Raw genomic sequence first — 22592 nt, 5'->3', positions numbered from 1 at the left:
TAATGAATTATATTTTATATGAATTGAGCTATTTTCAGCATCATAGATTACAATTGTCTTAAATAAGCACCTGAAAACAAACTTACATTTTATAACAAGGCAGTCTATATTCAAATGTTTGACGGATTTTGGGATAACGTCTTTCGCTACCCTCGGTACTTGATCACTATCGTCTTAGGTATTTTTCTAAATACCTTTGAGCCATTAATGCCACTGTTGAAACGCCCAATCACCTTAATTTCTCTTTTGGGCTTGTTTATTGGGAGTCTGTTTTTCCTAACGCTAACTCTCCGGGCTATGCTGGGCTTAGGTACAACCTAGCGTTATTTCCCCTCTAATTTGCATCTATATCATGTCGTACAACCTCTGTGAGAAGGCGGAATTTTTATGGCTACAAATCGCCGCGTTTCCCGCGTTGCTGAATTAATTAAACGGGAAGTTAGCCAAATGTTACTCAACGGTATTAAGGATGACCGTGTGGGTACAGGTATCGTAAGTGTTACCGATGTGGATGTTTCCGGTGACTTGCAACACGCCAAAATCTTCGTCAGCATTTATGGGACAGAGGAAGCTAAGGCAGAAACTATGGCGGGTTTAAAGTCAGCAACTGGTTACGTCCGCAGTGAACTGGGTGCTAGAGTAAGGCTACGTCGCACGCCAGAAGTTATATTTGTCGAAGATGATTCCCTTGAAAGAGGTACTAAATTACTGAGTTTATTGAACCAACTCAAGCAAGATCGTCCACCAGAAGGAACTGATGCTGATAACCAGGAATCGACTGATGAGTAACAAGCGTTGAGTAATAAATAGTACTGAGTAATTAAGGGAATACCAAAAAATAAATTATCCAAAAATTGTAGTTTTTTTATTTGGATGTCCCTTAAATAAATCAAAACCTGGCTAAAGTCCAGGTTTTTGGCGTTTGAGGTCAATTGACAGAACTTATGTTTATCAAAACAGAATTTAGAAGTCAGGAGTCAGTAGAATTTACGCAAGTGTCACATTTAATATCTTTTGCTGGTGCGTCAGACCTATAAATTGCTGATTATCAACAGGTTTACGATATCTGACGCACCCTACAAGGCAAGCTTTCCAGATTAAAAAATTGTTAACAGATAGGTTGCTGCAAAACTTAGTAGTGTAACTTAACTATTGGAATTTGCAACAGTTTATACTTAATTTCCGCTCATGGGTCATTTATTTTGCCTAGAAAAAATCATTACAGCACGGCTAGAAAGAGTTTGCTCTGACTATTAATTATACTAGTATTTTTTTATACTGTAATAATTATTTCTAACTGCTAAATTGTAGCTATAGGCATTATAGATATTAAAGTGTTAAACCTGTTGAATAGTAGTCACCCCGAATTCTCGGTCAGTTTAGTTAATCTCATTGGGATTCATAATATAAAGCGGAGTAAATATTAATGTTAGGATTCATTGACAAACTTAACATTTCTTTAGATAATTTATAGGTCTGTAGCGTCAAAATGATAATAGTTCCGTATAGCAAACTACAAAACCTAGCCACAGGTCTAATTATTGCCATTTTTGTTCCTGATTAAGATTGGGAACACTATCTAATTGTAAATTTGTGAGTAAAAACAATGAGTGTGAATACGGTGCCTTCTATCAATTACTACTCTCTAGATGTAATTCAGGACGAAGCACGCCAACTGGTACAAAGGGGAATGTTGAGTCGTCAGCAACCAATATATACGCTCTGCCAATACATCCCAGCAAGAGAGTGGGTTTGTGTTGAATGTGAGTTAGAGAAATGTGACTTTTTATTACGCGATCGCATTGGTGATTTGATTGGTCGTGAAGAATGGGATAACGACTAAATCAATCTTTAATTGATGATTTTGGTCAGGCTAGACGATTTTAATGGGTTTTCATCCAGTTAAGCGATTGCTTCCCTTTGGGTTTCGTAATTGCTCCCAAAGGGATTGGGTGTTAGTTTTTTATTCTAGATTTACGCAATATCTAAAAGTCGATCAATCTAAATAATTAGTCATTGTTTTATTTATACTTGTCCAGATATCAGAAATCTGGGCAAGTATTTTTTTAGCTGACTTGTTCTAAGTACTGGTTAATATCCTCAATCATGCGAGTGAGTTCAGTTTCTGTAGTTACGCGAATGTTGATATTGCGAATAGTCAGCAAAACTTTGGCTGCAAAGGGGGTAGGCCAAATATTGGGGTTGCAAAAAACTTCTAAAAAGACTTCACCTGTATAGCAATACTCTAGGGAAGGTTGGGGCTTGACTTTACCACCACCTGGGGTGGGTTTAGCAGCAACAGCTTTCAGACTCATCATTAATTTAGCTATTGCTGCTTTTAATTCTTGTGCTGCTTGGGCTGAAAAACTAAAGGAAACGGAACCTTGACCCAGGTTCAATGTCAGAGGAGTAGAAGACATAGCGCTTTTTGATGACAACTTTTTGGTAATTACTTATCTTACCGGATGGGGAAGTGCGGAGATGGTAAAAAAATAAATTTTTGTTTAATTCAAAAAGCAGATACTAAAACTGAAAATGATTTTTACTATTAATGATAATAATAGTCTATTGGTAGTCACCATAATACATAAATATATGGATATATTAGCTAATTTTTATTTAAAATAAATCTCAATAAAATTGTCTAAAAATTAGAGTTATTCAAGAGACTTATTCCTTACGGCATAGGACTTTGAGAAATTTTATTTGTGTTAATTGGTGTTTTATGTTTTACAGTAGAAGTCATAGAAATTGAAATTATAAATTTATGACTTACGATAACCGCGCTGAAGTTAGAAAAGTTTTAATTATTACCCTACTCCTCAATTTATTCGTGATGGGATTGAAAGCATTTGTAGGGTACTCAACAGGTTCTCTTAGTCTGTTGGCTGATGCGTTACATAGTGTAACGGATAGTGCTAACAATGTTTTAGGATTGTTTGCGAGTCATTTTTCTTCCCCATATCCAGACAGAGAACATCCTTATGGACATCATAAATTTGAAGCGGTGGGAGCTTTAGGAATTTCTGCTTTTTTAGGAATAGCCTGTTTTGAAATTCTCAAAGGAGCAGTGGAAAAAATTCTCAAAGGTGGTGAACCTGTGACAATATCAGCACCAGAATTGTGGTTATTACTGCTTGTGTTGGGGGTAAATATTTTTGTGACTTTTTATGAACGTGGTGTAGGTAAGCGGATAGGTAGCCCAATTTTGATTGCAGATGCTACTCATACAATGAGTGATGTTTGGGTAACAATTGCTGTTCTTGGTGGTTTGATTGGTATTTGGTGGCTAAATTTTCAATGGCTAGATGTGGTGTTAGCTTTTCCGGTGGCTTTGTTGGTATTTTGGAGTGGGTGGTCAGTTTTAAAAGAAAATTTACCTTCGTTAGTAGATGAAATGGCGATCGCACCTGAAGCAATTCATGCGATCGCCATTTCAGTTCCTGGGGTGATAAATTGTCATGATATTGCTTCTCGTGGTATCCTCGGTCGCCAAATCTTTATAGAAATGCATTTAATAGTAGATGCACCAGATGTAGAAACTGCTCACCGAATTACTGAAGAAGTAGAAAGCCAACTAGAACAACGCTTTAGTCCAGTCAGAATTTTAATTCACGTTGAACCACCAGCATACAAATCTGAAACTATTAGCTTTGAGCCGATCACAAAACAGATCGATCCTCAACGTTAATTGTGAGAAAATGTGACTAATTTGGCTATAGTTCTTTGTACTTGATTTATACTGCAAACGGGTCAAACTTGGACTTATGTCATACTGACCGTAACGTAGTGCAGGGAAGTATCTCGGAGATTCTTCACTTCGTACCCTGCGGGAAGCAAGCTACAGAATGACACTTTTAACCCGTTTTTAGTATAACTGAGCGTAAATAGGCTGAAGAGGCATTGCTCCAAAGTGAGAAATCATGAAAACAATGCCCCTTGCCTCTTATTCCCACTCAATAGTTCCAGGTGGTTTAGAAGTGATGTCATAAACCACGCGGTTAACACCTTTTACCTCATTGACAATCCTGGTGGAGATGGCTTCTAGGACATCATAAGGCACACGCGCCCAATCGGCTGTCATCCCATCTTCACTGGTGACAATTCGCAAAACAATGGGGTAGGCGTAGGTGCGTTTATCACCCATGACACCCACACTGCGAATTGGTAGTAATACGGCAAAAGCTTGCCAAACTTCGTTATACATTCCCCGCTGATTGATTTCTTGACGGACAATTAAATCAGCATCGCGTAAAATATTTAACCGTTCGGATGTGACTTCACCTAAAATGCGAATTGCTAAACCTGGGCCTGGGAAAGGTTGGCGTTGGACAATTTCTTCTGGTAAACCAATGGAACGACCTACTTTGCGAACTTCATCTTTAAATAGTTTTCGCAATGGTTCCACAAGTTTAAATCTGAGGTCTTTGGGTAAACCACCAACATTGTGATGACTCTTAATTTTTACTGCTACCCGTTCACCGGTTTTGGGGTCAACATTAGTATCAGCAGACTCGATCACATCAGGATAGAGAGTACCTTGAGCTAAGTAATCAAAATGTCCCAGATTTTTAGATGTTTCTTCAAAGACACGAATAAATTCATGTCCAATGCGGCGACGTTTTTCTTCGGGATCTGTCACACCGGCAATTGCAGTGATGAAGCGATCGCGTGCCATAACATATTCTACTGGAATATGAAACTGTTCTTGGAATAACTTCAGTAATCGCTCTGGCTCTAATTTACGCATAAAGCCTTGATCGATAAACACACAAGTTAGCTGTTCACCAATAGCTTTATACAGCAAAAATGCCAGGGTAGAAGAATCTACACCACCAGAAAGAGCTAATAATACCCGCTTTTCACCTACTCTGGCGCGAATTTCCCGAATTGATTCTTCTACAAAAGCTGCTGTTGTCCAAGTGGGTTCACAGTCGCAGATGTGGTAGACAAAGTTGCGAATTAATGCTATGCCACCAAGAGAATGTACGACTTCTGGATGGAATTGGACACCATAAAGTTTCTTTTCGTGGTCAGCAATAGCAGCACAGGGAGTATTTTCTGTATGTGCTAGTAATTCAAATCCCGTTGGCATTTTTGTGACTGAATCTCCATGACTCATCCACATTGTGGTGCCATCTTCAACATTAGTCAGCAAGTCTGTGGGATCATCTATGTATAATGATGCTTTTCCGTATTCACCTCGTTCAGCTTTGGTAACATCTCCACCAAGCTGATTTACCATTAATTGCATCCCATAGCATACACCTAAAATGGGTATTCCCAAATTCCAGATTTCTGAGTCACAATGGGGAGCATGATCAGCATATACTGAATTTGGACCACCAGATAAGATAATCCCTTTAGGATTTAGTTGGCGTAAATGTTCCGCTGTAGTGCGATAAGAAAATACTTCAGAGTATACTTGAGTCTCGCGGATGCGACGGGCTATTAATTCAGAATATTGAGATCCAAAGTCTAAAATTACAATAATTTGGCGATTAAGCTGTCTCAAACCTGCTTGTGTTTGAGGTGCTTGTTCGGTTGGTAGAGTCACCGCTGTATTCATGATGGAGAGAGTGTGTCTTTAAGGATAAATCGGTCTAATGTAAGAATTCAGGAGTTAGAATGCTTATGAAATCAGGAATAAAGAGAAGTTATATTTTCTCAAAATCATCAAAGTTGACTTAAAAAGCTTTTATTCTCTATCCTGAATACTTACGTCTAATTTCACATGATCACCATTTCCAGCTTTTTAGGCTAATAATGGTCAAAAACACCTAATAGATAGACGCGACTCTTGCCGCGTCTGTTTAGCCGATTAATTTGGCTTCGTAATTAAAAGCAAAAAATCACTCTAAATGTAGGTAATCAAACAAATTAATTATTTATTTGGTTTATTTATGTTAATTCATAATAAGTTAGCATAATTTTCCTAGTAACATACAACCAATTTTACTCTTAACGATAATTTGGCGATCGCGATCAAAGAGAACTGAACCGCAAACTGTTGTATCTGTAACCCTGTCACTGTGGCTTTTCAGATATTCTTGACAACGCATATCAATGGTTTCGGCAATGTACCTATAAACTTGATTTACCCAATCGCTATTGTCTATGCTGTCTAAGGAACGCAGATACTTTAATGCTGCTTCTGCGGTGGGACTGTAAAAAACTGTGTATATATGCGGATATGGTAAACCCAGTATGCCACAGTGTGCTGCTAAAATTTCCCGTCGGCCATCAGCTAAGTGATGATGGGTGTGAAAAATTCCCCCTGCTAGTTTGATCAGTTTACCGTGATAGCCAAACAACAAAATTTCTTTAACACCTAAAATATCAGCTTCTACTAACATTGGGCCCAACCAGTTAGCTGTTTTCACCAATTGTTGAGGATTTATCCCTAGTTTTCGTGCTAAATCTAAGCCGTTTTCCCCAATGCAAAAAACCAAAGTCTCAAATTGACTAGCTTTGTCTTTTAACTCGTTGCGGAAAGCTGTGAGTTGATCTGGTGTACTCAAAGGGTGAGAAATACCTGTTGTGCCTAAGAGAGAAAGTCCTTCTACCACACCAAATGCAGAGTTTGAAGTTCGCAATGCGAGCGATCGCCCTTCTGGTAAAATAATCGTGACTATGATTTTCTCTCCAGGTGCTAATAGTCGTTGCAAATTTTCTGTTAACAACCTCTGAGCATAAGCATAAATCGCTGCATTTCCTTCACCATTTAACTGCTTACCAATTCCCTCTCCCCCTTTAATAATTACTCTTTCTCCATCTCCCTCAAACCATGCCACCATTGCCCAAATTGGTGTATTTTTGGTCAAATCCAGATTATCTCCTGGATCACTGCGGGTAATAGCCAGAGCAGAATTTTCAGATATTCCGGCTACCTGTTCAATTGCTACTTCTACTACTTCGGCTGGTTCAATCAAATCCACTGAAGTTACAGTCAACGGTTGACGATAACGTAACCAGTGTAAAGCTGCTACAGCAGCAGCACAAGCAAATACAGGAAGTGTGTATCCAGAACGGGACATATTCACAATTTAATGTAGAGCCTAGGATTCTCTTTAGGAGCGCTGATATTGCTTTTTTTACTTAGTGATCAGCAATATTTCGGTTAAAAATACCAAATTAGGAATAGTCTCAGCAGAGTTAAAATAAAGTATATTGTGTATGTTTATATATCAGCCCTAAGATATGCTATTTTTTTCCGTAGAGCGATCGCTTCAGTGGCTTGGAGCAACTCGATTTTTTCGTACTATAACAGCATTTTTGACTATTTTGCTGTTATTACTAACCTATACAACCTTGCCAGCACAAGCTTCAGACCACCAAGATACAACTTTTTTAGCTACTAAGCAAACTGCGGCGGATCTCACTGATCTGTTTGTATTTGAGAGTACAGACCCTAATAAAGTCGTTCTCGCGATGGATTTCGACCCTCTCATCGTTTCTGGTGCGACTAGGCCATTTGATCCAAGTGTTCTCTATCAGTTCAAGATCGACAACACAGGTGACAATGTGGAAGATGTCGTACTTCAATTTACTTTCAATGGCACAGGTTCGCAACAAACTGTCACAGTTCGAGGTCCAGCTTTTCCCACTACAATAGGAACGCAATCCACTCTGGTTCCAGTCAGTGGCACAGGGACAATTAACACACCATTCACTATCAATAGCGATATCAAGGTTTTTGCTGGAACACGTAAAGACCCATTCTTTTTCGATCTAGAGCAATTCTTCAAAATCATCCCAGATCGCAACTATAACCTGCAACCTAATCCCAGCCCTCCTTTCACAGTTTTGACCTTTAGATCAGCTGGTCAAGCACAAGACACTCTAGCGACATTTAATGTCAACTCAATAATAATTGAGTTACCCAGGAGCTTGCTTGGTAGTGGCAAAATTGGTACTTGGATCACAACGAGTGTAAAAACTCCCAGACTCAGAGCAGGAACCTTTGCTCAGATTGAGCGTTTAGCAGTTCCAGCTTTGAATGAACTATTTATGAACTTTAATGCTCATAATAATAGTAATCTTCAGACACCAACAGCAGACGCTGCCAATCAATCTCAATTCATTAGAAACTTTATAACTGCGATTGGCCGTCCTCAAGGTATAGCTGATGCAGTTATTTCTGTAGCGATTCCTGATGTAATCCAAGCTGACTTATCTAAACTCACTGGCAGTTATTTTGGGACTCAGTTAGGCAGCAACTTTGGTGGGAGAAGACCAAAAGATGACGTAATTGATGTGACAGCATCTGTTGTCTTTGGTAGTGCCGTTACAGGGATCACTACACAGACATATCCAGGATTGACTACCGATAATGTTGGGCCTGATAATGCCAACTTTCTGACTACTTTCCCTTATTTAGGTAATCCTTTGTAGGAGTTATGCAGCTAAAAATACTATTGGTGTTAGTTCTAACTAGCCTGCTGGTTTTACTAAATTCCTCAGATACACAAGCGCTAAGTTTAGACTACACCAATAGATTTGTAGGCATAAACTCCTCTGTTGTGCAACTGCTGACGATTAAATCTGAGCAGATATTACCAGTTCAGCCGTCACAATTAGTATTTCCTGATTATTTAGAGCGATCGCATATTATCAGCGTTTATGAGAAAAAAGTTGCCCAATCTCCCGATTCTTCATTCTTCCTGCGGTTGTTAGCCGATCAATATTTGAGACGCTTTCGAGAAATGGCAGATATAGAAGACGTGTTACGCGCAGAACAAGCAGCCCATAGATCCCTAGAACTACAGCCCAGCAATAATCAAGTTTCTTCTATGCTTTTGGCATCCGCTTTATTATCCCAACATCAGTTTCGAGCAGCTTTAAATGTGATCGATGATGTAACTGAGAAAAATCCCAGTATCATCTCCCTCAAAGCATCCATTCAGATGGAATTGGGTAATTATGAAGCAACTCACCAACTATTACAGAAACTTGAGCAAGAAACATCAGATTCTGGTAAAAACGCAGTTTTAGCCCGTTACTTAGAATTAACTGGCAATCTTTCCTCAGCACGGCAAATACTAGATGAGTCAATGCAGGAAATGGACTCCTTCTACACAAACCCAGCCGAAACTCGTGCCTGGTTTCATGTGCGGACTGGTGATCTGGCTTTTGCCTCTGGAGATTTTACCCTGTCTGAGCAACGATATCGGGAAGCGCTTGAGCTTTTCCCCCGACATATAGCTGCGTTTACAGGGTTAGCTCGTCTCTACTCAGCACAGCACCGCTGGCAGGAAGCTCTAAATGTCGCTAACCAAGGTATAGAACTAATGCCGTTGGTAGAAACCCTCTCTTACAAAGCAGATGCTCAAATAGCTCTGGGGGATAAGGAAGGCGCAGATGAGACGGAAGATTTGATCGGGGTAGTCGCTTATTTGAGCAAGGTTAAAGGCATCTATGACCGCGCTCTGGCAGTCTACTATACCGAACACGGAACTCATTTACCAGAAGCCTTAGAAATTGCCCGTAGTGAAGTAGCTGTAAGGGACGATATCTATGCAGAGGACACTTTAGCTTGGGCTGCTGCGGCTAATGGGCAATGGCAAGAGGCAGAACAGGCTGCACAAAGGGCAACTCGCTATGGAACGGAGGATGCTTTACTACAATTTCATGCCGGTATGATTGCGCTGCACTTGGGCAAACGAGAGGAAGCAATTAAGCGGCTAACTCAAGCTGTTCACCTTAATCCTCAATTCCATCATAAATATGCTGATGAAGCTCGGCAGGCAATTTTGGATTTTGGATTAGGTGTTGCTGATTAAGATCAGGACTTACGCTTTCATCGTGAAGAAACGAACCACAGAGGCACAGAGGACACAGAGGAATAGGAGTTTGGGAGATTTTTTGCGTAAGTCCTAAAGATTAAGAATTTTTTTCACGCAAAGGCGCAAAGGTAAGAGTTTTAAAGGCTCAATTCAGGAAGGCTAAATAACGCCATCGGGAGTTCTTGATGAAAAAGCTATTACATCAGTTTTTATGTAGCATTGCCATTTTATCAATATGTTTTCTGTGGATGCCGAAAGCTGATGCTCATCCCTTGGGCAATTTTACTATCAATCACTATGCAGGAGTGCAGGTGAAACAGAATGGTGTGGGGATTGATTATGTCTTAGATATGGCAGAAATTCCTGCTTTTCAGGAGATTAATCATTTAGATATCAATCGCAACCGCAAAGCTGACTCTGTAGAGATAGTTGAATACCCAGCCAAAAAATGTGATGAGGTCAAATCACACCTAGAACTGTTAATTAATAAACAGTCTTCTGTACTTTCTTTGGTAAATTCGGCTGTTGAATTTCCCCCAGGTGTGGGCGGATTGTTTACACTGCGGTTGAGTTGTAATTTTCAAGGGTCGATGAAGTTGATAGGGGTGAATCAGTTAGTTGAGTTTGAGGATAAGTTATACCCACAACGCTTGGGCTGGCGGGAAATTACTGTGAGTACAAATGGTGTTCCTATTCAAGGTAATTTTAACTCCAATAGTATTAGTAACCGCTTGAGAGATTATCCCAATGATTTACTCAGCAGTCCTCTTGAGCAAAGTCGGATTTCTTTGCAACTGAATCCATCTGTGATATCAAGTCAACCAGAACTTCCACTATCGAAACAATTATCTCATCGCTCAGATAATGTTTTGATAGGAAGAAGCAACGATATCTTCACTAATTTGATTACCCAGAAAAATCAGAATTTCTTGACTATTCTCATAGCTTTAGCGATCGCTTTTTTATGGGGTGGTTTACACGCTCTTTCCCCTGGTCATGGCAAAACAGTGGTCGGTGCTTATTTGGTAGGTTCTCGTAGTAATGCCCAACACGCCATATTTTTAGGGCTAATTATGACGATTACTCATACGGCTGGCATTTTTGCTCTGGGACTAGTCACACTCGGCACATCTCAGTTCATTTTGACAGAGCAACTGTACCCTTGGTTAAGCATCCTCTCTGGAATCATGGTGACGGTAATAGGACTGAATTTGTTGATTAGTCGCTGGCGAAATAGTCAGGTTTCTCACACCCATGATCATGTACATGATCATCATCACAGCCACGATGAACATCATCATCATCACCATCATAGCCATTCCCATCTACCGCCTAGTGATGCAGGTTCGATGAAATGGTCTAGTCTGTTGGCCTTGGGAATTTCCGGCGGTTTGTTACCTTGTCCTTCAGCCTTAGTAGTATTGCTAAGTGCGATCGCTCTGGGAAGAATTGGCTTTGGATTAGCACTGGTTTCTGCTTTTAGTCTTGGTCTAGCCGCAGTATTAACTGGAATCGGGTTAATGCTAGTCTACGCCAAAGATAAGTTTGAGCATTTATCATTCCAAATACCCAAGCTCAGAATGTTACCAATGGCCAGTGCTTTCTGCATCACCCTCATTGGTTTAGGTATCACTACACAGGCTTTACTCATTCAACCTTGGAAATAGAAACACAAAAGTTAATTAAAAAATCTTACTTTGAGGAAAATATGAAACGGTTTCTCTTCATCTCTTTAATAACTACATTGTGCATAATAGGCTACTTTGAATTTAATTTATCAGCGGCTGAAAAGCTTTTTTGGCTGAATTTAAGTCTTTGAAATTATCTTGTTCAATGTCAGTAAAAATTCAATACTGTGATGAAAAATTACCTTCTTATAACTCTTCTGAAGTTTTAAATCACAGGAAATATAGCGTTTCCTAGTCTCATGAGGTACAAAATCATCTGCGTTTATCTGCGTCTATCTGCGTTCCATTCTTATTGCTTGTACCTCACTTGAATGGAAATTGCTACATCACAAATCAAGTTTAAAAACAATTACCCCAGGAAAAAATGTCTACCAATTTGTTATCTAAAAGTACATTCAATACAACTGGTTTTGCCTTTGGTGTAACCGTAGTTGGTAACTATGCCTACGTTGCTGATGATAACAGTGGTTTGCAAATCATCGACATCAGTGATCCAACTAGCCCTTCTCTAATCGGAACATTCGATACCAGCGGCTTTGCCTATGATTTAACTGTAGTGGGTAACTACGCTTACGTCGCTGATGATAATAGTGGTTTGCAAATCATCAATATCAGTAATCCAACTACCCCTACCCTCACTGCAACATTCCCAACTAATGGTTTGGCTGAAGGTGTAACTGTAGTGGGTGAATACGCCTACATCGCCGTTGGCTTTGATGGCTTGCAAATCATCAATATTAGTGACCCCACTACACCCTTACTTGTAGGGTCATTAGCTACTAGTGACTTTGCTAATGACATAAATGTGGTGGGTAACTACGCTTACGTGGCTGACGGAGATAGTGGTTTACAAATTATCAACATCAGTGACCCGACGACACCCTCTCTGACAGGGACATTTAATACCAGTGGTAGTGCCTTGGGTGTGACTGTGGTGGGTAACTACGCTTACGTGGCTGACGGAGATAGTGGTTTACAAATTATCAACATCAGTGACCCGATGACACCCTCTCTGACAGGGACATTTGATACTAGTGGTAGTGCCTTTGGTGTAACAGTGGTGGGTAACTACGCTTATGTCGCTGATAAAGAAGGTGGTTTGCAAGTCATCAATATCAGTGATCCAACTACACCTTTCCTCAACGATACATTCGATACTAGTGGTAGTGCCTTTGCTGTAACCGTAGCTGGTAACTACGTTTACGTCGCTGACGAAGAAAGTGGTTTGCAAATTCTTGAGAATAATGAGCCGACTATACCTCGGCTGAGAGGGGCATTCAATACAACTGGTTTTGCCTTTGGTGTAACCGTAGTTGGTAACTATGCCTACGTTGCCGACAACGATAGTGGTTTGCAAATCATCGACATCAGTGATCCAACTACCCCTTCTCTAATCGGAACATTCGATACAGATGGCTTTGCCTATGATTTAACTGTAGTGGGTAACTACGCTTACGTCGCTGACGACAACAGTGGTTTGCAAATCATCAATATCAGTAATCCAGCTACACCTTCCCTCACTGCAACATTCCCAACTAATGGTTTGGCTGAAGGTGTAACTGTAGTGGGTGAATACGCCTACATCGCCGTTGGCTTTGATGGCTTGCAAATCATCAATATTAGTGACCCCACTACACCCTTACTTGTAGGGTCATTAGCTACTAGTGACTTTGCTAATGACATAAATGTGTTGGGTAACTACGCTTACGTCGCTGACGGAGATAGTGGTTTACAAATTATCAACATCAGTGACCCGACGACACCCTCTCTGACAGGGACATTTGATACTAGTGGTAGTGCCTTTGGTGTAGCTGTGGTGGGTAACTACGCTTACGTCGCTGATCAAGAGGGTGGTTTACAAGTTATCAATATCAGTGATCCGACTACACCTTTCCTCAAAGGAACATTTATTACGAATGGTAGTGCCTTTGGTGTGACTGCTGTAGGTAAATATGTTTACGTTGCTAACGAAGAAGGTGGTTTACAAATTCTTGAGAATAATGACCCACCTACAGGAACTGACAAGACAATCACAATTGATCAAGATACCATTTACATTCTTGATGTGACTGATGCCGGATTTAATGATATCAACGGTGATATTCTGACAAAAGTTAGAATTACCCAGTTGCCAGTAGTAGGTCAATTGTTCTTAGATGCCAACAATAATAACATCCAAGACAATGGGGAAGCGATCGCACTTAACCAAGAAATTCTCGTAGCTAACGCGTCCGCAGTGAAGTTCAAGCCTGTTGCTGCTGCTAGTGGCAATAACTACGCCAATGTCAAGTTCCAAGTCAATGATGGTACAGACTACAGTGTCACTGCCAACAACTTAGTCTTCAATGTCAACCCAGTGAATACTATCCAGCTGACAAATACCACAGAGAATGTTTTTACCATTAGAAATAACATTAACGGTGGTCAAGCAAAACTCTCGATTAAAACTCAACAAGGTAACTCTAATCTGGTCAATGAACTGGGTGTATTCATCGTTGATGATATCCAAGGTACAGTTGATGGCATTGCCCCTGGTGCAACAGGTTACACAGAAGCTGCACTCAATCGCTCAACGGTAATTTTATCGTCTCTTGCTAATAACCCCAATGGTTTTAATCCCAACAACTTAACCAACATACAGACATTCGATTTTGGTGCAAATTTGAGATTTTTCTTAGTACGCAACGGCACCATTAGTGATGTACTATCTGGACAAACTTCATCGCAGGTATTATTTTCCTCTAGTACTAATGTCAACGTGGTAAGTTCGACACAAGAAGAGTTTTCTATCACTTGGAAAGGTGTATCTAGTAGTGATACTGACTTGGTAGTCAAGATTAAGGAAACCGATCTAGATTTACCTTTGGGTATAAGTTTGCAAGGAGACTCTCAAGGTGAACTAATCGATTTACAGAGTATAACTCAATCGGTGAAAGCTGATTTTGTGGTCAACAGAGAAGCTGCATTTAACAACTTTGTTGGCTTCTATAAAGTGACTGATGAAAATGGCGGCATTGACACCAATGGCGATGGTCAAGCAGATGTTCTCGTCGGGCAGGCTATATATGCCCAAACCGCAGTGAGTAGGCGTGTTGCAGGTATTGATTTGACAGTGAAAAACCAAGGTACGGAAAGTTACACCGGCATTTTTGAGCCTGGTTTTATCTTCGCACCATTTATTATTGTTGATGGCAGACCAGATGCAGTTTTAGATAGTAATGCCAATAATGATCCGGCAGTTTACTTCTCATATTTAGGTGCTAACTCCGATAATGTAGATCATATTCGTCTGTTAGGAAATAATATCTTTGGCTTCGAGGATTTACCTAATGGTGGTGATAAGGATTTTAACGATGTTATTGTCCAAGTTAATTTGAGTATCGCCTAGTCACAGGAGGCAAGCTTGATTAGCTTTTTCAAACTTTTTACTGGATATACAGCGGTTTCCGCTCTTATGAGGTACATCTTAGCCCCCTCATCGCTTGCCGGGAGGGGGTTGGGGGTGGGGTTCTTGTACTTTACTTGAATGGGAATTGCTATATAGCCGTCCGATTTGATTTATATAGGGGTTTAGCATTGCTAAACCCTGTCTCCATCTGTACGAAGTTTTTTCCAAAAGCAAAAAATCCCTAATGGGTGTCAATTTAACTTTTAAAATCGCTAAGAGTATTGACATACAAAGATTTTTGCCCAGACAAAAGTCTAGTAATTATCCGTTTTGAGTATACCTATTCTAAACACCTACTTCTAATAACAAAACTTGCATAACTTCCCAAGATATTCCTTGTTGAATATAACGAGGTGATTCAGGATTATAAGGACTAGCTATGCGGTCAATACTGCGAATTATTGCATCATCTGGCAAAACAGGAATATCTGGATCAGAGGCAGTAGGACGCATTAGAGAACTAGAAAAGCCCTTGAAGACGGCTATTTTATCTTGCTCATCAACCATGTCTATCGTGATGATTAGAACTTCTTGAGGACGTTTGATAGTGTACTGTTCTAGCCGCTTACCAATGGAATTATTCATCAATAGAAAACTGTGTAACTTAGTTGGTGATTTGATGAAGTACTAACCTTAAAACTTAAAACTTAATACTTAATACTTCATTCTTAGAGGATGTTTGAAAAGTGGTTAGTGATGTATTAAAAACTTTAGATCCTCCTAAATCCTTCTTTTTAAGGAGGACTTTGACTCTAATTCCCTCCTTAACAAGATCATCGAGTGTCTAAAACACCACCCGAAACTTTTTAAACACCCTCTTAAGGATTCAGGATACAGAATAGAGAATGCAGAACAAATATGACTTTGATTATCATGCTTGATATTTTTGTGAAAATCTCGAATCTGTTAGTTCCGGATCTGACTTCTGATTTCTGACTCCTGAATTCTTTTTATTGTGTTGCAGAACGTCCCTGCTTGCCTAACTTAACCGTCACAAATATACCTAAATAAATCACATAAATTACTAAAGCCAATATGCCCAAAAATCCGAGAAAAGCAGGTTTACTATTATAGTGGAAGTAGTCTTTAAACATTAAAGGTGCTTCAGCCCAAACGCTACAGAATGGTTTCCTTAATGCATTTTCTGAAAAAGCACAACCTAAAAATGGGACAAATGTGATTGCTCCTAAAATGCAATAAATAGACATTGCCCAGCGCCAAGATGTGAAAATTAATTTCAGCGGACTATTCGGTTGATAATCAATTTCATCGTTGATATCTACCCAAAACCAGAGCGAAATGGGGATGAGAATACGAGCTATGAAGCCAGAGACAAAACTTACAGCCAAGCCACCAATCATCAAGTAAACTGTGATTGCTAACAGACTTGCTACTCGCCAGTAAATCATTAATAAGCGTTGTATTCCTTCTGATTTTTGTACAAATGCCCAAATCAGGAGAATCAGGGGAATAATTAAAGCAAATAATAATGCTAATCTATAATCCATCCAAACATAAGGGCGAAACCAAACTTGTGGCATAATTTTTGTTAGTTGCTAAATGATAAATTTATTTATCTGAATTGTTTAATTAAGTATCTCAGCCAAATTAAACATAGGTATGTGAAGAAAAATTAACGCTGTTCAAATTCTCTTTCCTTCTGCCTTCTGAGTTTTTTCGCTAGGGTGAATAGGTTTAGATGCATTAAGTTCTATAGTTTGCTATTTATTAGGCAAAAAAGCAAGCAACACATGAATCTGTAGCTGATATTCTGCACTGACCTATAAAGTTATCAGGAAGAATTTAGGCATTCACCCTGATGTATGATTACTTCAGCGCACCCAGAATAACGAAGATTTTTATGGGTTTTTCGGGGTTTTAGCTGATGTTTTCGCCTCTCTCTGTATAAACTTGCTCTCTTTTCCAACTTAGATATTTATTATTCAAGGGGAAGTGCGAGCTTTATATGGGAGTGGACTTAAGGTGCAAGATATTCAGTTGATAGATATTGGTTGCTTGCCCACTAAACTAAAAGAAAAGGAGTGAACTTATATTTCTAGTCTTCGTAAATTTTGCATTCATCAGCATCTGGATTAGCATCACAGTATTTCTCTAAAGAGTTTTTTGGCTTACTTTGACGCTGGTGGGAAGCTTCAGCTTGTAGTTCTTCAACTGCATCCCAAGCAGCAGCACACTCTGCTGAGTTACCACCTGAAATATCACAGACATTACGCGCTTGCTCAATTTCTTCTTGGATTTGTTCTTGGATGTTGGTTTTTTCTTGGATATTGGTCATTGGGTTAGTCTCGTTCTCTGTTGTTTATACTAGTGTAGAAAAAAAATCAAAAATTGTAGTAGTTTTTGCCTATTGCTTGTTTACTATTCTAACCACTGAGTCAATCTGTTAGTATTGGAATCTGATCAAGGATAACTAATACAGCAAATTACCCCATCTGTAGTGTATTCCTCTCTATATTTTAAGATTTTGTGGTGTCAGTACTACAGAAAAACAATAATACAATATATTGAAATGGATATATTAGGATATTTAAATGGATATATTAGGCAGTAACCGCCCCAGTTAGCTGTCTGTGATTAACAGGGTAATGGGGGTATACAAAGGGCTGGTGGTCAACTCTTGTAGGATGGAATTTCCCTGAATAGCACAACTACTAGCCTCAACACAGAGAGAAGCCCAGAACTCATGGCAGACCAAATGCAGTGGGCAAATGCCCTATCAACCCATCATTCTTTGGAAGCAGCTGTTGCAGATGTGGTACAACAGGCTGTCTCGTCTTTAACAGCACCTGCGAATCTAGGACTGGTATTCATTTCGTCTGCTTTTACGAGTGAGTATTCCCGACTTTTGCCGTTGTTGGCGGAAAAACTTTCAGTGCCTGTGCTAATTGGGTGTAGTGCTGCGGGTGTAATTGGTACGACATCAAAAAGTCAAACCCAAGAAGTAGAAGCAGAACCAGCCCTTAGCTTGACTTTGGCGCATTTACCGGGGGTGAATCTTCAAGCTTTTCATGTTCTAGCTGACCAATTACCTGATTTGGATAGTTCACCCAATGCTTGGATTGATTTACTTGGTGTGCCACCATCACCTGTACCCCAGTTTATTTTGTTGTCTAGTGCCTTTTCATCGGGAACTAATGATTTATTGCAGGGGTTAGATTTTGCTTATCCTGGTTCGGTGGTTGTGGGTGGACAAGCGAGTGGGGGTTTTGTGAGCGATCGCATTGCTCTGTTTTGTAATAATCGCTTATATCGTCAGGGTACGGTTGGTTTGGCTTTGAGTGGTGATATTGTCCTAGAAACAATTGTCGCCCAAGGATGCAGGCCTATTGGGGAACCATTACAAGTCACTAAAGCTGAACGTAATATTATTTTGGAGTTGGATGAAAAAGTGCCTTTGGTGGTACTGCGAGATTTGATTGGTAATCTCAGTGAAGAAGAGAAGATGTTGGCACAGCATTCTCTATTTGTGGGTTTAGCAATGAATGAGTTTAAGCTTTCTTTAAAGCAGGGAGATTTTCTTATTCGCAATTTACTGGGAGTAGATCCATCCGCTGGTGCGATCGCAATAGGCGATCGCGTTCGTCCTGGTCAAAGGTTACAATTTCACCTCCGCGATGCTCAAGCCTCCGCTGAAGACCTGGAATTTCTCTTACAAGAATATCAAGACCAAAGCAACAATGAATCCTCCCCATCCGCTGCCTTGATGTTTAGTTGTGTGGGACGTGGTGCAGGACTCTACGGTAAATCCAATTTTGATTCTGAGCTATTTCAACGTTACCTCAATAATATCCCTATGGGAGGCTGTTTCTGTGGTGGTGAAATCGGCCCTGTCAGTGGCAGAACCTTGCTGCACGGTTACACTTCAGTTTTTGCAATTTGTCGAGGGAAGAAGGCGACAGGTGATTGGTGATTACCAATTAAGAGTTTGCTGTTGTTATCAATTAAGTGAGGATGACTATCTTCAGTAATTGCGCCATATTTTTGAATATAATGGCGGACTTCGAGCGGGAATTCAGGATAGTCTAAGACTCCATCTCCATCAGCAACAGCTGACCAAAAATCTCGCAAATCGGGGGCTAGTTGTTTGGCTTGTGCTAATGGTAGGTTGAGGGGAGGTAGGGTTAGTAGCTTGATGAGGAAAGGGTAAGAGCGATCGCCCATCCATTCCCGTGATGATTGCTGCAAATTGGGAAAATCAGGCACTGACTCCACCCGATGAGATACAATCTGCAACCATTCCCTATCTAAATGATCTCGTTGAAACTCTAGAACACGATAAGGATGAGGATAGCTGACTAACGAACCAGTCGTAATATCATATACTCCATCTGCACAAGCTACATCTTGAACGTGCAAATGTCCCGTAAATACTAATTTCACTCCATATTTACGTAACAAAGCTAGAAGTTCTGGTGCATTTTCCAACATATAGCGATTTGCCATTGGATGATCTGACTGATTAGGCAAATGCTCAACAACGTTGTGATGTACCATTACCAAAACTAATTCATCCTCAACTTCTGCCAGTTCTGCTTCTAACCACCTGAGTTGTTCAGGATTTAAACGCCCTACCTGCTGACCTTGTTCATCAAATGAGTTAGAATTTAAACCAATCAGCCGCACTCCAGGCAGTAACTGACAACTGTAATAAGGTTGCTCAGGGTTTTCATAACCAAACTTGCGGTAATAATGGGGAAAATCTGTAAAAGCAATAGATTGTTCATTTGCCTTTAATACAGGAACGTCATGATTACCCGGAACAACATAAGCGGGAAAAGGTAGCTGAGATAATCTTGTCTGTAACCAAGCGTGGTTTTCTGGTTCACCGTGTTGGGTTAAATCTCCGGGTATCAAAAGAAAATCTAAATCTAATTTTGTTAAATGTTCTAGTACACTTTCAAAAGCTGGAATACTGACTTCCACAAGATGAAAGCGGCTAGGATGATCCCAAATTGTATGGGGAAGTCCAATATGTAAGTCGCTAACGATGGCAAAACGAAAATTCATATTCATTTTAAGAAGATGTTAAAACCTGAAGTGTAAATACTCTTTTTTTCAAAGTATAACTCTAGCTTTGTCTGACTGGGGATCAGCGGTTAGACTTAATATTTATATACATTTGAGTTTAATTTTTATGACTTTATGACTTACTCAAGTGTGACATTTAATATCTCTTGTAGGGTGCGTCAGACCTATAAATTAGTTATTATCAACAGATATTTGACATCTGACGCACCTGATACCAATAAAGAAATGGTATGACTAATATGCTAATTGTGTAGGTCTTATACTTAAAGGAGATTTTATTTTGGCCGTTGTTCGAGTTCGTCAACACGTTAACCCACTTGCTAATAAGTATAAAATACCAGCCAACCCCCTAGAGTGGGAAAAAGTTTATGCACAGCCAAATCAACCTCTGCACTTAGATATTGGTTGTGCCAGGGGCAGGTTTTTACTAGAGATGGCACAAATAGAACCGAACTGGAATTTTTTAGGTTTAGAAATTCGGGAACCGTTAGTAATTGAGGCTAATAAATTTGCTTCTGAGTTGGATTTAAATAATTTGCATTATTTATTTTGCAACGTAAATAATTCATTAACACCAGTTTTAGCTACTTTGCCACCAGGAATTTTACAACGTGTAACAATTCAATTTCCCGATCCTTGGTTTAAAAACCGTCACGCGAAACGACGTGTAGTGCAACCAGAGTTAGTGGCAGAACTAGCCAGTTATTTGACAGAGGGAGGAGTTGTCTTTGTGCAGTCTGATCAAAAATTTATTGCCGTAGAAATGTGCGATCGCTTTTCTGAACACCCAGCATTTGAGAAAACGAATACAGAGGAATGGTTAGCAGCAAATCCCCTCCCAGTACCCACAGAACGAGAAATAGGAACTATGAAAAAAGGTGAACCAGTTTATCGGGCTTTATTTCTTAAGCGGTGATTAGGGATTGGGGAAAGATGAGTTAAATCCTATAAATCTTGAGTGAGATCACAAAACAACAATTAGATGATATGGCGGAAAACCCTACTGTCGAAATACCAACAGCCGCTTGCATGGATTTGTTAGACTGAACACACCAGGATTTTTTCAGTCATAACGCCAGCAGATGAGGCAATTCATGCTTACAAATACCCTACTTCTCTCAAACCAACTCCCCACCCTCCAATATTCATCCACCTCAGAACGCTTTGATGATACTTGGGAAGCGCCACTGGCAACCCTTTTGGGACTAGGACGTGCCGCTGGTGCTGATTTTATTGAATTTTATTTAGAACGTCGTAACTACATCAGTTGTTTAGCAGAAGACGACACCATCACCAGCATTTCACCCAGTTTAGCCACAGGTGCAGGAGTTAGAGTATTCCGTGGCAAAGCTGACTGCTACGTCAGCACCAATAACCTGACATTTTCCGGTTTAAAAGCAGCTTTAGAAAAAGGTCTTTCTATCTTAGGATTGCAACTACCTACAGCTAATGCTTTCATCCCCGAAATTAACCTAGAATTACTGAGAGACTACGCCACCAAACGCGGCAAAGATGGCTGGCTACCTTTGTGTAGTTCTATCCGCGAAATGGGAGAAGTCCTCCTTGATGGTACTGCCCAACTCAACAAAAAAGCCACCCACGTCCAATCACGCCGCGCTTCCTATTTCCGCGACTGGCAAGAAGTTTTAGTTGCTGCCAGTGATGGCACTTTTGCCCGTGATATCCGCCTCACTCAATCAGTAGGATTTAATATCCTCTGCGCTGACGGTGCTAATCGTGCCTCCATTGCCGAACGTGCAGGTAACACCAGTGATGCTAACTTCCTAAGAACTTGGGATTATCAACAAGCATCTGAACAAATTGCTGAATCAGCAGGTAAAATGCTTTATGCAGATTACGTAGAATCAGGAACTTACCCCATCATCATGGCCAATCACTTTGGCGGCGTAATTTTCCATGAAGCTTGCGGACATCTGTTAGAAACTACCCAAATTGAACGCAATACCACACCCTTTGCTGATAAAAAAGGCGAAAAAATTGCCCATGAAAGTTTAACAGCTTGGGATGAAGGACGCGCAGAAAATGCCTTCGGGACAATTGATATGGATGACGAAGGAATGCCAGCACAAAGAACATTATTAATTGAAAAAGGTGTTCTCAAAAACTTCCTAGCCGATAGAACCGGTTCAGTTCGCACCGGACATCCGAGAACAGGCAGTGGCCGCCGTCAAAACTACACTTTTGCTGCCGCTAGTCGGATGCGAAATACTTATATTGATACTGGCGAATATACCAATGAAGATTTATTTGCCTCGGTTGATAAAGGTATTTACTGTAAAAAAATGGGTGGCGGTAGTGTAGGTGCTACAGGTCAATTTAACTTTAGTGTTGATGAAGCTTATTTAATAGAAAATGGCAAACTTACTAAACCATTAAAAGGCGCTACTCTAATTGGTGAAGCTAAAGAAATTATGAATAAAATTTCTATGTGTTCCCAAGATTTAGAACTTGCACCCGGTTTTTGTGGTTCTGTGAGTGGCAGCATTTACACCACAGTGGGACAACCTCATATTAAAGTTGATTCTATTACTGTTGGTGGACGATAAAAACAACAAATAAAAATCATCAGATGCACACAGATAAACCATCCAAATCATCTGC

General features: G+C 40.1%; 18 protein-coding genes. 11 read left to right on the top strand and 7 right to left on the bottom strand.

All coding sequences use genetic code 11. The features are described from left to right. Nucleotides 1-114 precede the first annotated feature (114 nt). The 3 genes from VB713_RS14695 to VB713_RS14685 all read left to right on the top strand — a co-directional run bounded on the left by VB713_RS14695 (nt 115) and on the right by VB713_RS14685 (nt 1843). The gene (locus VB713_RS14695) at nt 115-321 is read left to right on the top strand and encodes a DUF751 family protein (protein WP_015216116.1); all 207 of its coding nucleotides are present in this window, start codon (nt 115-117) and stop codon (nt 319-321) included. Between the two features lie 66 nt (nt 322-387). Continuing rightward, complete coding sequence (gene rbfA / locus VB713_RS14690) at nt 388-789, top strand: 30S ribosome-binding factor RbfA (protein ID WP_323312260.1); 402 nt, start codon at nt 388-390, stop codon at nt 787-789. Nucleotides 790-1606: 817 nt separating this feature from the next. Then, nucleotides 1607-1843, top strand: a complete 237-nt coding sequence (locus tag VB713_RS14685) for a DUF4327 family protein (protein WP_015216113.1) — start codon at nt 1607-1609, stop codon at nt 1841-1843. Between the two features lie 223 nt (nt 1844-2066). Here VB713_RS14685 and VB713_RS14680 read toward each other — a convergent pair whose 3' ends face one another. Then, complete coding sequence (locus VB713_RS14680) at nt 2067-2420, bottom strand: hypothetical protein (protein WP_323312259.1); 354 nt, start codon at nt 2418-2420, stop codon at nt 2067-2069. A 347-nt stretch (nt 2421-2767) separates the two neighbouring features. Here VB713_RS14680 and VB713_RS14675 point away from each other — a divergent pair, with 347 nt between their 5' ends. Beyond that, nucleotides 2768-3691 carry a cation diffusion facilitator family transporter gene (locus VB713_RS14675; protein WP_323312258.1) on the top strand — a complete coding sequence of 308 codons (924 nt, stop codon included), beginning with the start codon at nt 2768-2770 and terminating at the stop codon, nt 3689-3691. 255 nt (nt 3692-3946) lie between these two features. Here VB713_RS14675 and guaA read toward each other — a convergent pair whose 3' ends face one another. Beyond that, complete coding sequence (guaA, locus tag VB713_RS14670) at nt 3947-5569, bottom strand: glutamine-hydrolyzing GMP synthase (protein WP_323312257.1); 1623 nt, start codon at nt 5567-5569, stop codon at nt 3947-3949. A 352-nt stretch (nt 5570-5921) separates the two neighbouring features. Beyond that, on the bottom strand, nt 5922-7037 hold the full coding sequence (gene cbiD / locus VB713_RS14665) for a cobalt-precorrin-5B (C(1))-methyltransferase CbiD (RefSeq protein ID WP_323312256.1): 1116 nt from the start codon (nt 7035-7037) through the stop codon (nt 5922-5924). Nucleotides 7038-7200: 163 nt separating this feature from the next. On the opposite strand from cbiD, the gene VB713_RS14660 reads away from it, so the two are divergent. The 4 genes from VB713_RS14660 (at nt 7201) to VB713_RS14645 (ending at nt 14861) form a co-directional block, all read left to right on the top strand. Then, nucleotides 7201-8394, top strand: coding sequence for a DUF4331 domain-containing protein (locus tag VB713_RS14660; RefSeq protein WP_323312255.1), 1194 nt, complete (start codon nt 7201-7203; stop codon nt 8392-8394). Nucleotides 8395-8399: 5 nt separating this feature from the next. Continuing rightward, nucleotides 8400-9782, top strand: a complete 1383-nt coding sequence (locus VB713_RS14655; RefSeq protein ID WP_323312254.1) for a tetratricopeptide repeat protein — start codon at nt 8400-8402, stop codon at nt 9780-9782. A gap of 188 nt (nt 9783-9970) precedes the next feature. After that, nucleotides 9971-11452, top strand: a complete 1482-nt coding sequence (locus tag VB713_RS14650; RefSeq protein WP_323312253.1) for a nickel/cobalt transporter — start codon at nt 9971-9973, stop codon at nt 11450-11452. Between the two features lie 385 nt (nt 11453-11837). Further along, on the top strand, nt 11838-14861 hold the full coding sequence (locus VB713_RS14645) for a DUF4114 domain-containing protein (protein ID WP_323312252.1): 3024 nt from the start codon (nt 11838-11840) through the stop codon (nt 14859-14861). A 345-nt stretch (nt 14862-15206) separates the two neighbouring features. On the opposite strand, the gene VB713_RS14640 is transcribed toward VB713_RS14645, so the two are convergent. The 3 genes from VB713_RS14640 to VB713_RS14630 form a co-directional block, all read right to left on the bottom strand. Then, nucleotides 15207-15506: a hypothetical protein gene (locus VB713_RS14640; protein WP_323312251.1), complete on the bottom strand. Its 300-nt coding sequence runs from the start codon at nt 15504-15506 to the stop codon at nt 15207-15209. 365 nt (nt 15507-15871) lie between these two features. After that, on the bottom strand, nt 15872-16462 hold the full coding sequence (locus VB713_RS14635; RefSeq protein ID WP_323312250.1) for a DUF3177 family protein: 591 nt from the start codon (nt 16460-16462) through the stop codon (nt 15872-15874). Between the two features lie 515 nt (nt 16463-16977). Next, a complete protein-coding gene (locus VB713_RS14630) occupies nt 16978-17217 on the bottom strand; it encodes a Calvin cycle protein CP12 (RefSeq protein ID WP_323312249.1) in 240 nt (79 codons plus the stop codon). 408 nt (nt 17218-17625) lie between these two features. On the opposite strand from VB713_RS14630, the gene VB713_RS14625 reads away from it, so the two are divergent. After that, nucleotides 17626-18852 (top strand): FIST signal transduction protein, encoded by a 1227-nt coding sequence (locus VB713_RS14625; RefSeq protein ID WP_323312248.1) that lies wholly within the window; start codon nt 17626-17628, stop codon nt 18850-18852. Here VB713_RS14625 and VB713_RS14620 read toward each other — a convergent pair. Next, nucleotides 18798-19955 carry a metallophosphoesterase gene (locus VB713_RS14620; protein WP_323312247.1) on the bottom strand — a complete coding sequence of 386 codons (1158 nt, stop codon included), beginning with the start codon at nt 19953-19955 and terminating at the stop codon, nt 18798-18800. The two genes, VB713_RS14625 and VB713_RS14620, sit on opposite strands and share 55 nt — an antisense overlap. A 295-nt stretch (nt 19956-20250) precedes the next feature. Here VB713_RS14620 and trmB point away from each other — a divergent pair, with 295 nt between their 5' ends. Together trmB and VB713_RS14610 are read left to right on the top strand one after the other, a co-directional pair. Continuing rightward, the gene (trmB, locus tag VB713_RS14615; protein WP_323312246.1) at nt 20251-20886 is read left to right on the top strand and encodes a tRNA (guanosine(46)-N7)-methyltransferase TrmB; all 636 of its coding nucleotides are present in this window, start codon (nt 20251-20253) and stop codon (nt 20884-20886) included. 178 nt (nt 20887-21064) lie between these two features. Further along, the gene (locus VB713_RS14610; protein WP_323312245.1) at nt 21065-22537 is read left to right on the top strand and encodes a TldD/PmbA family protein; all 1473 of its coding nucleotides are present in this window, start codon (nt 21065-21067) and stop codon (nt 22535-22537) included. The last annotated feature ends 55 nt before the right edge of the window (nt 22538-22592 follow it).

It is taken from the genome of Anabaena cylindrica UHCC 0172, from assembly GCF_034931625.1.
Taxonomy (GTDB): Bacteria; Cyanobacteriota; Cyanobacteriia; order Cyanobacteriales; family Nostocaceae; genus Anabaena; species Anabaena cylindrica_A.
The sequence above is the reverse complement of the archived record's forward strand: the minus strand, read 5'-3'. Positions and strand labels throughout refer to the sequence as shown.